Below are 12,088 nucleotides of genomic sequence, written 5' to 3'. Positions count from 1 at the left end.
GCGCAGCGCGCGCTGCGCCAAGTCGACGGCTTGCGGCAGCGCGCCCCGGCGGGCGAGGATCGCGGCCAGGCCCAGCAGCGCCTCCCCCTCGTCGGGGAAAAGATCGAGCACGGCGCGGTAGTGGCCTTCCGCCTCGCCGTCCTCCACCCGCGCCGCCAGCGCCAGGCGGGAACGACGGCAATCGGGCCGTTCGGCCAGCCGAAGCCGCAGTTCCGCCTCGCTCATCGCATCGAAAGGCAGGAAGGTCATACCAGTTCCGGGCGGCCACCCGGTTCGCCAAGGGCGAAGTCCATCAGGTCGCGGGTGATGGCCTCGAAGGCGGCGTCGACCGTATCGCAGCGATGGAAGAGGCCCAAGTCGGCGGGATCCACCATCTCGTGGCGGACCAGCGCGTCGAAGTTCAGGATATCGTTCCAGTAATCGGTGCCGTAAAGCACGATGGACAGCTTCTTTTCCATCTTGCGGGTCTGCACCAGGGTGATGAGTTCGAAGAACTCGTCCAGGGTGCCAAAGCCGCCGGGAAACACCACGATGGCCTTGGCCAGGTAGGCGAACCAGAACTTGCGCATGAAGAAATAGTTGAACTCGAAGGCCAGTTCCCGGGTGATGTAAGGATTGCCTTGCTGTTCGTGGGATAGCGCGATGTTGAGCCCGACGTTGACGCCGCGGGCTTCCGAGGCGCCGCGGTTGGCGGCTTCCATGATGCCGGGCCCGCCGCCGGTACAGACGACGAAGCGGTGCCCGTGGGCCAACCGGGATTCCGACAGGCCTTTGGACCAGAGGGTCAGACGGTGGGCCAGTTCGCGGGCGTCCTCGTAGTAGCGGGACATGGCGGCCGTCCGCTCGGCCGCCGCCAGGTCGCCCTCGCCCCGGTGGGCCGCTACCAGCTTCTGTTCCGCCTTCTCGGGCGGAAGGATGCGGGCGGAACCGAAGAAGACGATGGTGTCCTCGATACCGTAGGCCTCGAAGCGGGCGGAAGGCTCCAGGTGCTCCGAAAGGATACGCAACGGCCGTCCCGTCCGGCTTTTGATGAAGTCGGGGTTCTCGTAGGCTTTGCGCGGCGGACCGTTGTGGTTGTTGCGGCGGCTCATGGGCCGCAGTGTAGCGAAGCCCTCACGCCACCGAAAGGCCCGTCAGGTCGGGAACGATTTCGGTGCCGGGGGGAAAGGGATTGGGGGCGCCGGGGGGCACGCGGCCCAGGAAGCGCAGCCCGGTGGCGGCGGCGGCCGTGGAATCGGTGGTGGCGTCGCCGATGAACAGGACTCGGCCGGGCGCCAGGCCCTCGGCGGCCAGGATGTCGCGGATGATGGGCGCCTTGTGGCGGGGCGATCCGAAGATGCCCTTGAAGAAGTGGGCCATGGCACGCCGTTCGGCGATGCGCCGCAGTTCGTCTTCCGGGGTGCCGGAAACCACATAGAGCGGCAGGCCACGGTGGTGGGCTTCGACGAATACGCGGGCGCCGGGTACCCAGGGGGCGGCGACCACCGCATCCTCGACCAGGGCGTTGTAGCGCCGGCCCCAGTCGGCGACCTCGCCGTCGGACGGCTCGATACCCAGGAAACTGCGATGCACATGGCGGATCTTTTCCAGGCGCGAGATGCCGGCGTGGGCGGCATGGTGGGCGCGGGCGCCGGCCCGCACCGCCTCGGGAAAGTCCTCGTAGAGCTTGTCGAAGGCCCAGGCCTTGATCTCGGCGGATTCCGCCAGCACGCCGTCGAAGTCGAACAGGACGGCGCCGACCGTCATGCCTTCTTCGGCTTGGCGGGCTTCCTCGCCGCCGCGGGCTTCTTGGCGGCGGGGGCGGCGGGGGCCGCGACGCCCAGCTTCGCCTCCAGTTCGGCGACCCGCTCGGCGAGCTTTTCCTGCTCGCCGCGAGCCTTGGCGGCCACGGCCTTGACAGCCTCGAACTCGTCGCGCGAGACCATGTCCATGCCGGCCATCATGCGTTCCAGATGCTGGCGCATGTGGCTTTCCACCTCCGCCTTGGCATTGGCGAACATCTGCATGGAAGTCGGGAAAGGCGCGCGGGTCCTTGGTCATGGCCCCATTATGCCGAAGCGGGAGGGGCGGCGGAACACCCGGTCGGGTAGGAAGCGGCTTCAGCCCCCCCGAACGCAGCGGGCGAAGTTGTAGATGCGCAGCACATCCCCTTGCGGGCCGGCGCCGACCGGCAGGCGCGATTCGTCGCCGCTCTTGGGGCTGGAGCGCTGGGCGCCGGCGCCGTGCACGTCGAGCAGCCTGACCCCGCCGCCGCGCGGATCGCGCAGATGCCCCTGGGCGCGGCCGAAGGCGATGTAGATGCCGAAATCGCCCAGCCGTGGGCCGTCCAGGTGGCTGGTCGATGTCCAGAAATAGGGCCAGTCGCGTTCGCCTTCCGGGTCGCGGATGGCGGTGATGGCGAAGACGGGGTCGATGGCCGCGGAACCGGTGGCCTCGGGCGAACGGGAATAGTCGACCAGGCTGTGCAGTTCCTTGGCATCGGGCAGGCGCCAGTCGGTCCGGCCGGCGAAATCCAGGTCCTCGCAGAACTTCAGCGCCTCCTTCCAGTCGAGCCGGCCGTCCCTCATCCGCATGTTCCGGAAGGCGCCGTCGCCGCTGTCGGCCTTGAGCCAAGTCAGCCCGGTGGCACGGTCGGCGACCGTGCCGTCGCCCGCGTCGACAAAGTCGTTTTGGCCATAGGCCGGATTGCCGCGCACGTAGCGGGCATACCAGGTCCGCCGGCCGGGCCCGCCATCCTGGGGATAGCCCTTGATGCGCCCGTCGGCGAAATTGACCCCGAAGAAGGCCCGGTCCCGCCCCATGGTGGTGCCCAGGTAGACGGTGCCGGAAATGTACTGGGCATCGATGAAGCGGCCCTGGGCGGGATATTCGAAGGCGAAGAACCGGGTATCCAGGTAGGGCCAAGCGTCGTCGGGCCGGCCCATGTGGGGCGGGGCGGAGCCGGTGGAGCCGCGGAAGTCGATCAGCGAGTAAAGCTCCTTGATGGTCGGCACCCGCCAGTCCATATGGCCGCCCACCCGGCTGGCGGCGGCATCGGCCGGGGCGTCGGCAAACGGGGTGCGGCGAAATTCTTGCTGCCACATCAGCCCGGTGACCAGGTCGGTGACCGTGCCATCGCCGTTGTCGCGATAGGCCGGGGCCCGGAACCGGTATTGGGCGTCCTGCCCGTGGAAAGGCCGGCCGGGCGCCGGACAGGTGGCATGGCCCCGGTCGTCGAAGCAGGTTTCCTGGCCGGTGTCGACCACCGGATAGGAAATCTCGGCCCGGGCGGGCAAGGCAAGAAGAAGGGCGAGGGCGAGATATCGCATGGCGTCTACTCCGGTCGCGGCAGGCCGCAGGCGGCAAGGGCTTTTCTCTGGCGTTCGGCCAGCGCCGCCTCGTCGAAGCCGTCGGTCAGGTCGTGAAACATCTCCTGCCAGTCCAGTTCGGCCTTCAAGCGCAAAAAAACGCTGCCGAGACCGATGGCGGCGCGGTCCATCAGCACGAACTCGCGCGGCGGCCGCACGCCGCCCAGGGCATGGAGTTCCTTGTGCACACGGGCCGCCACTTCGGCGCCGTAGCGGGTGCCGGCCGTCTCGTCGATGGGGCGGACGCCGTCCTTGAGCAGGGGGCCGTATAGGAACATCGCCCAGCGGTTCAGCACCTTGAGCACGTCGCGCGACAGATTGCGAAAGCCCCAGGTTTCGTAGGCATGGGCCGCCAGGTCCTCGTCGCCGTCGCGCATGGCGCGGTAAAGGTCGATCACCGCCCCGACAAAAGACGGCGGAAAGACCCGGATGCAGCCGAAATCCAGCAGGTTCACCCCCCCGTCGGGGCGGACCGTGTAGTTGCCCAGGTGGGGATCGCCGTGGATGGTCCCATGGGTATAGAAAGGCAGGTACCAGGCGCGGAACATGCTGCGCGCCACGGCGTTGCGCAGTTCCGGATGGGCGTCGACCACGCGGGCGATGGGCTCGCCGTCCAGCCAGCCCATGGTCAGAAGGCGGCCGGTGGACAGGTCGTCTTCCACCGCGGGGACGGTCACCGAAGGCTCGCCGGCCAGCATGCGGGCATAGAGTCGGATGTGGCGGGCCTCGCGCCGGTAGTCGAGTTCCTCGCGCAGACGGGCGGACAGTTCGGCCAGGATCTCGGAAGGGTCGATGGCGCTGTCGTAGCGCCGCCAGATGCCGAAGATCATCTTGAGCTGGCGCAGGTCCGCTTCCACCACCGCCGCCATGTCGGGATATTGCAGCTTGCAGGCCAGGGGCCGGCCGTCCAGGGAAGTGGCCCGGTGCACCTGGCCCAGGGAGGCCGCCGCCGCCGCTTCCCGGCCGAAGGCGTCGAAGCGGCCCTGCCAATCGGGCCCCAGTTCGGCCGCCATGCGCCGGCGCACGAAGGCCCAGCCCATGGAAGGCGCGTTGGCCTGCAACTCGGTGAACCGGGCGGCATATTCGGGCGCCAGCACGTCGGGGATGGTGGACGCGATCTGCGCCACCTTCATCAAGGGGCCCTTCAGTCCGCCCAGGGCTTCCTTCAGGTCGCCGGCATGGGCCCCGGCGTCGAAGGGTAGGCCCAGCACCCGGCCACCGGCATAGCGGACGGCCAGTCCCCCCACCGCGGCGCCGACGCGCGCATAGCGCTTGACCCGCCCGCCCAAGGAGTCCGGCTCATCCATGCAGTCCTTGCGCTCCCAGCCAGTCGAGGATGGATTGCGCCACCTCCTCCCAGCCCGGTTCCAGCATCAACCCATGCCCCATCTCGGGGAACAGGTGGGCGGTCTGGCCGAACAGGGCCGCCGTCGCCTGGACGTGGAAGGCCGGGATCAGCGCATCGTGGCGGCCGCCCATCACCAGGGTCGGCGTGTCGCGCAGCAACAGCGTGTTCGGTTGATCGGGGCCGTACATGTCCATGGTGGCGCGCCGCGATTCCATCTGCACCTTCTTCAGATAGGAAGTCGTCACGTCGTCGGGAAGGCGCCTGGAAAAGAGCGCCTGGCTCAGCAGGTCGGCATCGGCGAAATCTTCGCCGAAGGCCTGCACCATGCCGATGCGCCACAGCAGCAACGGGTTCTCGACGGTCATCGAGGCCGCCGGCCCGGCCAGGCCGGTGGGCGGAACCGAGGCCATAAGCACCAGACCCGCTCCGGCGAAGCGTTCCAGGTATTTCATGGCGACGAAGCCGCCCATGGAATGGCCGATCAGCACCGGCGGCTCCGACAGGGTCTCGGCCACCCGGCGGACGTCTTCGACATAATCGGCGATGCCGTGGCGGTGCAGTTCGTCCCGGCCGCCGCTCCCCCCGTGGCCGCGCAGGCTGGGGGCGTGCACCGCATGGCCGCGGCTGCGAAACCAGGTGAGGAAATGCTCGTCCCAGCACCATGCGCCGGCGAACGAGCCATGGACGAACAACAGGGGCGGCCCCTTGGGCTTGCCCTTGGCCTCGTAGTGGATGACTTCCAGTGCAACCGGCTTCATGACGCCTCCTCCAATTCGTCGATCAAGGCGGAAACGATCGTCAGGCCCCGCTGCCAGAAGCCGGGATCGGTGGCATCCAGCCCGAAGGGAGCCAGCAGTTCCTTGTGCCGCAACGTTCCGCCGGCCTCCAGCATGTCCAGGTACTTCTCCTGGAAGCCGGGCAGGCCCTCGCGATAGGCGGCATAGAGCGAGTTCACCAGGCAGTCGCCGAAGGCATAGGCGTAGACGTAGAACGGCGAATGGATGAAATGGGGAATGTAGGCCCAGAAGTGCCGGTAGTCGTCGTCGAAGCGGATGCCGGGTCCCAAGCTGCGGCCCTGCACCTCCAGCCAGATTTCGCCCAGGCGCTCGGCCGACAGTTCTCCCTGTTTCCGTTCGTCGTGAACCCGCGTCTCGAACAGGTGGAAGGCGATCTGGCGCACCACCGTGTTCAGCATGTCCTCGACCTTGGACGCCAGCAGGATGCGGCGGCGCTTCGGATCGGTTTCGGCGTCCAGCAGGGAGCGGAAGGTCAGCATCTCGCCGAACACCGAGGCGGTTTCGGCCAGGGTGAGCGGCGTGTCGGCCATCAGGGCCCCCTGGCCGGCGGCCAGCACCTGATGCACGCCGTGGCCCAGTTCGTGGGCCAGCGTCATCACGTCGCGGGAACGGCCATGGAAGTTCATCAGGATGTAGGGATGGGCGGACGGCACCACGGGATGGGCGAAGGCCCCCGATTCCTTGCCGGGACGCAGGGCCGCATCGATCCAACATTTCTCGAAGAAACCCTCGGCGATGTCGGCGAGGGCAGGAGAAAAGCCGCGATAGGCCCCCAGCACCGTCCGCCTGGCTTCCGCCCAACCGAAGCGGCGATCGACGTCGTCGGGCAGGGGAGCGTTGCGGTCCCAGTAGTCCAGGGCCTCCACCCCGAACCATCCGGCCTTCAGCTTGTAATAGCGATGGCCCAGGCGGTTGAACACTGCTTCCACCGAGGAGACCAGGGCGTCCACCACCTCGTCCTCGACCAGGTTGCCCAGGTTGCGGCGGGACACCGGGCGCGGATGCTTGCGCCAGCCGTCCTCGATGGACTTGTCCTTGGCGAGCGTGTTGATGACCAGGGTGAACAGGCGCTCGTTCTCGCCCAGCACCTTGCCCAGCGCCTTGGCGGCCTCGCGGCGGCGGGCGCCGTCCTTGTCGGACAGCATGTTGAGGGTGTCCGACAGCGCCAGCTTGCGCCGGCCGACGGGAAAGCGCAGGCCCGCCAGCGTTTCGTCGAACAGGCGCACCCAGGCGGCGGAACCGGCGACCGACTTCTCGTGCAGCAGCCTTTCCGCCTCGTCCGACAACTGGTGCGGCCGGTAGACCCTGAGGTCGCGGACCCAGGAGGCATAGTGGGCGGCGGCCGGATCGGCCATCTTGGTCGCCAGGACGTCGTCTTCCAGGCGGTTGATTTCCAGGGTGAAGAACAGGGTCTCGCTGGTGATGGCGTTCACCCGCTCCTGGATCGTCTGGTAGAAGCGTCCCATGGCCGGATCGCCCATGTCGGCGGCGAAAAGAAGTTGGGCGTAGCTCATGATGCGGCCCAGCAGGTCGTTGAAGGCTTCGTAACGCCGCAAGGCCTCGCCCAGCGTTGCCCCGTCCGCCCCGGCCAGCCGGCCCTGGTAGGCGTCGCGGAAAGCGTCGGCCTCGCGCCGCGCCCGCGTCAGGTCGGCTTCCAGTTCGGGGGCGTCGGGGCCGGAATAGAGATCGGCGAGATTCCACTCGGGAAGACCCGGCCCGGCGGCGCGGCTATGCGTCATGGCTGACTCCTTGGGCCAGTTGCCTGTATAAAGCTGGAGGAAAGCGGGAGCGACGGCAAGAGGGGACGATGAAACCGGCGGAGTCCTGGACCAATCTGGTGTCGATGTTTTTCGCCCAGGCGGAAGCGCGGGGCGAGGCGCCCTTCCTGTGGGCCAAGCGGAATGGGGTCTACCATGCCCTGACCTGGCGCGAGGCGGCGGTCCAGGTGAGCGGGCTGGCGCGCGGCCTCCGGGCCTTGGGCGTGGAGCCGGGCGACCGGGTGGTCCTGGTATCCGAGAACCGGCCCGAATGGCCCATCGCCGACCTGGCGATCATGGCGGCGGGCGGCGTGACCGTGCCCGCCTACACCACCAATACCGAGAAGGACCATCTGCACATCCTGGCCGACAGCGGCGCCAAGGGAGCCATCGTTTCGACCCGTCGGCTGGCCCGCAACCTGCTGCCCGCCTTGCTCCGAAGCCCCGAGTCCCGCTTCGCCGTCGCCCTGGAGGACGCGGGCGCGGACGGCCATGCGGGCAGGCCGCTGCATTCCTGGGCCGAGGTTCTGGACAAGGGCGGTGCTGCCCATTGGAACGTGGTGGCGGAGGCCGAGCGCCTGGGACGCGGAGACCTCGCCTGCCTGATCTATACCTCGGGCACCGGCGGCACGCCCAAGGGGGTGATGCTGTCCCACGGGGCCATCCTGCACAATTGCGCCGGCGCCCGCGACGCGCTGGAGGAACTGGGCCTGGGCGACGAGGTCTTTCTCAGCTTCCTGCCGCTTTCCCACTCCTACGAGCACACGGCCGGGCAGTTCTTCCCCATTTCCATAGGCGCCCAGATCTACTACGCGGAAGGCGTGGAAACCCTGGGCACCAACATGGCCGAGGCCCGCCCGACCATCATGACCGCCGTGCCCCGGCTCTACGAGATGCTCCATTCTCGCATCGTCCGCGGGGTGGAAAAGGAAGGCGGGCTCAAGGAAACCCTGTTCAAGGCGGCCCTCGATCTAGGCCGGCGCCGCTACGGCGACCCGGCCGGCCTGGGCCTGGCCGACCGCCTGGCCGACGCGGTCCTGGACCGCCTGGTGCGCGACAAGGTCCGGTCCCGCTTCGGCGGGCGCCTGAAGGCCCTGGTGTCGGGCGGGGCGCCGCTCAACCCCGACGTGGGGGTGTTCTTCACCGCGCTCGGTCTGCGCATCCTGCAGGGATACGGCCAGACCGAATCGGCGCCCGTGGTCAGCGTCAACCGTCCCCTGGGGCCCCGCATGCATACCGTGGGCCCGCCCCTCAAGGATGTGGAAGTGCGCATCGCCCAGGACGGCGAGATCCTGGTGCGGGGCGAACTGGTCATGCTGGGTTACTGGGGCGACGTGGAATCCTCGCGCCAGACCGTCAAGGATGGCTGGCTGCATACCGGCGACATCGGCGAGTTCGATGCCGACGGCCATCTGCGCATCACGGACCGCAAGAAGGACATCATCGTCAATTCGGGCGGCGACAACGTGGCGCCGCAGCGCATCGAAGGCTTCCTGTGCCTGGAGCCGGAGATCGGCCAGGCCATGGTCTTCGGCGACAAGCGGCCCCATCTGGTGGCGCTGCTGGTCCCCGACGCGGATTGGCTGAAGACCTGGGCGGACGCCCGGGGCAAGATGCCCGACTTGCGCCTGCTGGCCGACGACGATGACCTGCGCAAGACCCTGGGCGCGGCGGTGGAACGGGTCAACCGGACCCTGGGGCCCATCGAGAAGGTGCGCCGCTTCCTGGTGGCGACGGAGCCCTTTTCCATCGAGAACGGCGAGATGACCCCGACCCTGAAAATCCGCCGCCACGTCATCAAGGCCCGCTACGGCACGGCCCTGGAGAAGCTATACGGCTGAAGGGCGCGGCCCGCCCTTGGCGAGCCCCGGCGGCTCGTGCTAGGGTCGGCCCCGCAATCGCAACCGCTTCGCAGGGGATGTCATGGGACGCAAGACTCTTACCGCTCTCGCCACCGTTCTGTTCGGGACCATGCTGGGGGCCTCCGACGCCCTGGCACTCGATCCCGAGAACACCCTCTACATGGACCTGGAACACGGCCGGGTGGTCATCGAGATGCGTCCCGACCTGGCGCCCAAGCACGTGGCCCGCATCAAGACCCTGGTCCGCCAGGGCTTCTACGACGGCCTGACCTTCCACCGGGTGATTCCCGGCTTCATGGCCCAGGGCGGCGATCCGAAGGGTACCGGCAGCGGCGGCTCGGGCGTCAACCTGCCGGCCGAATTCACCAACACCCCGCACGAACGCGGCACCGTTTCCATGGCTCGCACCAGCGATCCGAACAGCGCCGATTCGCAGTTCTTCATCTGCTTTGCCCGGACCTCCCACCTGGACGGCAAGTACACGGTCTGGGGCAAGGTGGTCGACGGCATGACGGCGGTGGGCAAGATCAAGCGCGGCGAGCCGGTGGAAAACCCGGACAAGATCCTCCGCATGCGGGTGATGGCCGACGTCAAGGAATGACGGCCGGCCCCCCGTCCACCAGGCGCACGTTGACCGACGACGGGGCGGCCGGCACGGTGGCCGGGAAGTAGACGCCATGCTCGCGGAACTGGTCCCACAGCCGCAGCATCACGGCGCTACGCACGCTGCCCAGGCCGTTCTGCGGATCGTTGATCCAAAAGCCCAGTTCCATGTCGATGCCCTTTTCGGCGAAGGCGCGCAGCCGGCAGGTGGGTTCGGGGGCCGTGAGGATGCGGGGCTCGCTGCGGGTGGCGGCAAGGGCCAAGTCCATGGCCTTGCGCAAATCCGACGAATAGGAAATGGCGAAGGGCACGTCCACCCGCACCAGCCGATTGCTGTGCGACCAGCTTTCCACCCGGTGGCTGATGAGTTCCTCGTTGGGGATCAGGTGTTCCTTGCCTTCCTGGGTGCTGACCGAGACGTAGCGGGCGCCCAGCGAGCTGATGATGCCGTAGGTGCTGCCGATGGCGATCACGTCGCCCGGCTTCACCGACTTGTCGATCAGGAGGATGATGCCGCTAATCAGGTTGGAAAAAACCTTCTGCAGGCCGAAGCCGATCCCCAGGCCCACCGCGCCGGTGAAGACCGCGAACGCCGTCAGGTCGATGCCCACCGTCTTCAGGCCGACCACCACGGCCAGGGTATAGAGAACCATCTTGGACAGCTTGCCGAACAGCGCCTGGGCCGAAGGCGACAGGCCGGCCACCTTGCCGATCTTGCCTTCCATCAGGTGGGTCACCGCGCCGGCCAGCCACAGGAAGACGGCCAGCGAGACCACGGCCTTGATGGCCGCCAGCAGGGACAGGCGGACGTCGCCCATCTCGACGGCCAGGGAATCGAGGAACTTGGCGACCGGGGTCAGCCAGCCGACCGAATTGAGCGCCGCCACCGTCCAGACCGTCACCGCGATGAACTTGGACCAGGCGGGATTGCCCACCACGTTGGACAACAGCCGAATCGCCACCCAAGCGGTGAGCAGGCTGACCACCACCCGGATGAGCCCGGTGGAAAAACCCAGGTAGACGGCGACGAAGACCGACAGCCATTGCAGGGTCAGCCAGATCACCGGCAGCATCAGGGGCGTGACGACCCACAGGCCGATCTGCACGGCCTTGCGGTAGTTGCCGGCCGATTCCGCCGCCTTTTCCGCCCAGGCGGCCAACGGGCGCGCCGAATGCTTGGCGATCAGGAAGGCCACCAGGATGATCGCCGCCTGGATGGCGTTGCCGACCACGAAGGCGTTCTTTTGCAGCCATGCCGTCGCCAGCTTCAGGAAATCCGCGATCTGGGCCTGCAGCGCAGCGATTTCCGGCAGGGATTCCATGGCGCTATTCGTCCTCGCCCCGGTAGACGCAGCCGGCGGTGCAGGTCTCGCGGATCGCCACCTTGGAAAGGGCGGCCAGTTCGGGCTTCAGGCGCTTCCAGATCCAGCGGGCGATGTTCTCGCTGGTCGGGTTCTCCAGGCCTTCGATCTCGTTCAGGTGATGATGGTCCAGTTGGTCCAGCAGCGGCTTGAAGGCGCGCTTGATGTCGGCGAAGTCCAGCACCCAGCCGGCATGGGGATCGACGGGGCCCGAAACGTGGATTTCCGCCCGGAAGGAATGGCCGTGCAGGCGCTTGCACTTGTGGCCTTCCGGGGTGTTGGGCAGGCTGTGGGCGGCCTCGAAGGTGAATTCCTTGTAGATGTCCATGTCCGCTTCCGTCAGGCGATGCCCACGATCTTATGGGTCTGCAGGCTCAAGTGCCAGAGCGGATGTGCCAGGCACCAGGCGATGGCCGCCGCCGTGTTGGCCTTCCGCTCCGGTCCGTCGATGGGTTGCAGGAAAAAATGGCGGAATTGCAGCGCCTCGTAGCGTTCCGGCTCCGCCCCCGCCTGCGGGTAGGCCAGTTTCATTTCGTCGCCGGCCGTCACCCGCAGGTCCGTGCCGGCCTTGGGGCTGACCGTGATCCAGTCGATTCCGGCGGGCAGGACGCGGGTGCCGTTGGTTTCCACCGCCACCTCGAACCCAACCGCGTGGAAGGCGGCGATCAGGGCCGCGTTCAGTTGCAGCCCCGGCTCGCCGCCGGTCGCCACCAGGTAGGGCCGGCCGCCCCCCGGCCAAAGGTCGCGACAGGCCGCCGCCAGTTCCTCCGGCGTTGCATAGGGTGTTCCGTCCCCATGGTCGGTGTCGCAGAAATCGCAAGAGAGGTTGCAGCCGGCGAAGCGGCAGAACACCGCCGGACGGCCGGCCCGCGCCCCTTCGCCCTGCAGGGAATAGAACAGTTCCTTGACGAGGTAGGCCATCGGCCCTAGCCGAGCGCCGCTTGGATGGCGTCCAGGGCGGCCTGGGCCCGGGCGGCGTCGGGGCCGCCGGCCTGGGCCATGTCGGGACGGCC

Annotated in this window: 13 protein-coding genes; 2 read left to right on the top strand and 11 right to left on the bottom strand. The window is 67.9% G+C overall.

Features of this window, described 5'->3' with window-relative positions:
* The 8 genes from H7841_16890 to H7841_16855 all read right to left on the bottom strand — a co-directional run.
* Nucleotides 1-249: hypothetical protein (locus H7841_16890; protein MEO5338543.1), on the bottom strand; the 249-nt coding region annotated here is incomplete at its 3' end.
* The gene (locus tag H7841_16885; GenBank protein MEO5338542.1) at nt 246-1,091 is read right to left on the bottom strand and encodes a TIGR00730 family Rossman fold protein; all 846 of its coding nucleotides are present in this window, start codon (nt 1,089-1,091) and stop codon (nt 246-248) included. The genes H7841_16890 and H7841_16885, both read right to left, overlap by 4 nt.
* A 22-nt stretch (nt 1,092-1,113) precedes the next feature.
* On the bottom strand, nt 1,114-1,746 hold the full coding sequence (locus H7841_16880) for an HAD hydrolase-like protein (GenBank protein ID MEO5338541.1): 633 nt from the start codon (nt 1,744-1,746) through the stop codon (nt 1,114-1,116).
* Entirely contained in the window at nt 1,743-2,006 is a 264-nt protein-coding gene (locus H7841_16875; GenBank protein ID MEO5338540.1) for an accessory factor UbiK family protein, read from the bottom strand. The genes H7841_16880 and H7841_16875 overlap by 4 nt, the downstream gene beginning before the upstream one ends.
* 93 nt (nt 2,007-2,099) lie before the next feature.
* On the bottom strand, nt 2,100-3,308 hold the full coding sequence (locus H7841_16870; protein MEO5338539.1) for a DUF1566 domain-containing protein: 1,209 nt from the start codon (nt 3,306-3,308) through the stop codon (nt 2,100-2,102).
* A gap of 5 nt (nt 3,309-3,313) precedes the next feature.
* Nucleotides 3,314-4,654 (bottom strand): AarF/ABC1/UbiB kinase family protein, encoded by a 1,341-nt coding sequence (locus H7841_16865; protein ID MEO5338538.1) that lies wholly within the window; start codon nt 4,652-4,654, stop codon nt 3,314-3,316.
* Nucleotides 4,647-5,453, bottom strand: a complete 807-nt coding sequence (locus H7841_16860; GenBank protein ID MEO5338537.1) for an alpha/beta hydrolase — start codon at nt 5,451-5,453, stop codon at nt 4,647-4,649. The genes H7841_16865 and H7841_16860 overlap by 8 nt, the downstream gene beginning before the upstream one ends.
* Nucleotides 5,450-7,231 (bottom strand): M3 family oligoendopeptidase, encoded by a 1,782-nt coding sequence (locus H7841_16855; GenBank protein ID MEO5338536.1) that lies wholly within the window; start codon nt 7,229-7,231, stop codon nt 5,450-5,452. The genes H7841_16860 and H7841_16855 overlap by 4 nt, the downstream gene beginning before the upstream one ends.
* Before the next feature lie 68 nt (nt 7,232-7,299).
* On the opposite strand from H7841_16855, the gene H7841_16850 reads away from it, so the two are divergent.
* Both H7841_16850 and H7841_16845 read left to right on the top strand, forming a co-directional pair.
* Entirely contained in the window at nt 7,300-9,090 is a 1,791-nt protein-coding gene (locus tag H7841_16850; protein ID MEO5338535.1) for an AMP-binding protein, read from the top strand.
* An 82-nt stretch (nt 9,091-9,172) separates the two neighbouring features.
* The gene (locus H7841_16845; protein MEO5338534.1) at nt 9,173-9,712 is read left to right on the top strand and encodes a peptidylprolyl isomerase; all 540 of its coding nucleotides are present in this window, start codon (nt 9,173-9,175) and stop codon (nt 9,710-9,712) included.
* Here H7841_16845 and H7841_16840 read toward each other — a convergent pair.
* The 3 genes from H7841_16840 to queE are packed head-to-tail and all read right to left on the bottom strand — an operon-like array spanning nt 9,702 to nt 11,996.
* Nucleotides 9,702-11,036: a mechanosensitive ion channel gene (locus H7841_16840; GenBank protein ID MEO5338533.1), complete on the bottom strand. Its 1,335-nt coding sequence runs from the start codon at nt 11,034-11,036 to the stop codon at nt 9,702-9,704. The genes H7841_16845 and H7841_16840 overlap by 11 nt on opposite strands.
* 4 nt (nt 11,037-11,040) lie before the next feature.
* The gene (gene queD / locus H7841_16835; GenBank protein ID MEO5338532.1) at nt 11,041-11,403 is read right to left on the bottom strand and encodes a 6-carboxytetrahydropterin synthase QueD; all 363 of its coding nucleotides are present in this window, start codon (nt 11,401-11,403) and stop codon (nt 11,041-11,043) included.
* Between the two features lie 11 nt (nt 11,404-11,414).
* The gene (gene queE / locus H7841_16830; GenBank protein ID MEO5338531.1) at nt 11,415-11,996 is read right to left on the bottom strand and encodes a 7-carboxy-7-deazaguanine synthase; all 582 of its coding nucleotides are present in this window, start codon (nt 11,994-11,996) and stop codon (nt 11,415-11,417) included.
* Nucleotides 11,997-12,088 lie beyond the last annotated feature (92 nt).

The sequence above is a fragment of the Magnetospirillum sp. WYHS-4 genome (assembly GCA_039908345.1).
GTDB lineage: Bacteria > Pseudomonadota > Alphaproteobacteria > Rhodospirillales > GLO-3 > JAMOBD01.
The sequence above is the reverse complement of the archived record's forward strand: the minus strand, read 5'-3'. Positions and strand labels throughout refer to the sequence as shown.

Coding starts and splice junctions, on each gene's coding strand:
- H7841_16885 (MEO5338542.1), bottom strand. CDS start 1,091: ATGAGCCGCCGCAACAACCACAACGGTCCGCCGCGCAAAGCCTACGAG.
- H7841_16880 (MEO5338541.1), bottom strand. CDS start 1,746: ATGACGGTCGGCGCCGTCCTGTTCGACTTCGACGGCGTGCTGGCGGAA.
- H7841_16875 (MEO5338540.1), bottom strand. CDS start 2,006: ATGCAGATGTTCGCCAATGCCAAGGCGGAGGTGGAAAGCCACATGCGC.
- H7841_16870 (MEO5338539.1), bottom strand. CDS start 3,308: ATGCGATATCTCGCCCTCGCCCTTCTTCTTGCCTTGCCCGCCCGGGCC.
- H7841_16865 (MEO5338538.1), bottom strand. CDS start 4,654: ATGGATGAGCCGGACTCCTTGGGCGGGCGGGTCAAGCGCTATGCGCGC.
- H7841_16860 (MEO5338537.1), bottom strand. CDS start 5,453: ATGAAGCCGGTTGCACTGGAAGTCATCCACTACGAGGCCAAGGGCAAG.
- H7841_16855 (MEO5338536.1), bottom strand. CDS start 7,231: ATGACGCATAGCCGCGCCGCCGGGCCGGGTCTTCCCGAGTGGAATCTC.
- H7841_16850 (MEO5338535.1), top strand. CDS start 7,300: ATGAAACCGGCGGAGTCCTGGACCAATCTGGTGTCGATGTTTTTCGCC.
- H7841_16845 (MEO5338534.1), top strand. CDS start 9,173: ATGGGACGCAAGACTCTTACCGCTCTCGCCACCGTTCTGTTCGGGACC.
- H7841_16840 (MEO5338533.1), bottom strand. CDS start 11,036: ATGGAATCCCTGCCGGAAATCGCTGCGCTGCAGGCCCAGATCGCGGAT.
- queD (MEO5338532.1), bottom strand. CDS start 11,403: ATGGACATCTACAAGGAATTCACCTTCGAGGCCGCCCACAGCCTGCCC.
- queE (MEO5338531.1), bottom strand. CDS start 11,996: ATGGCCTACCTCGTCAAGGAACTGTTCTATTCCCTGCAGGGCGAAGGG.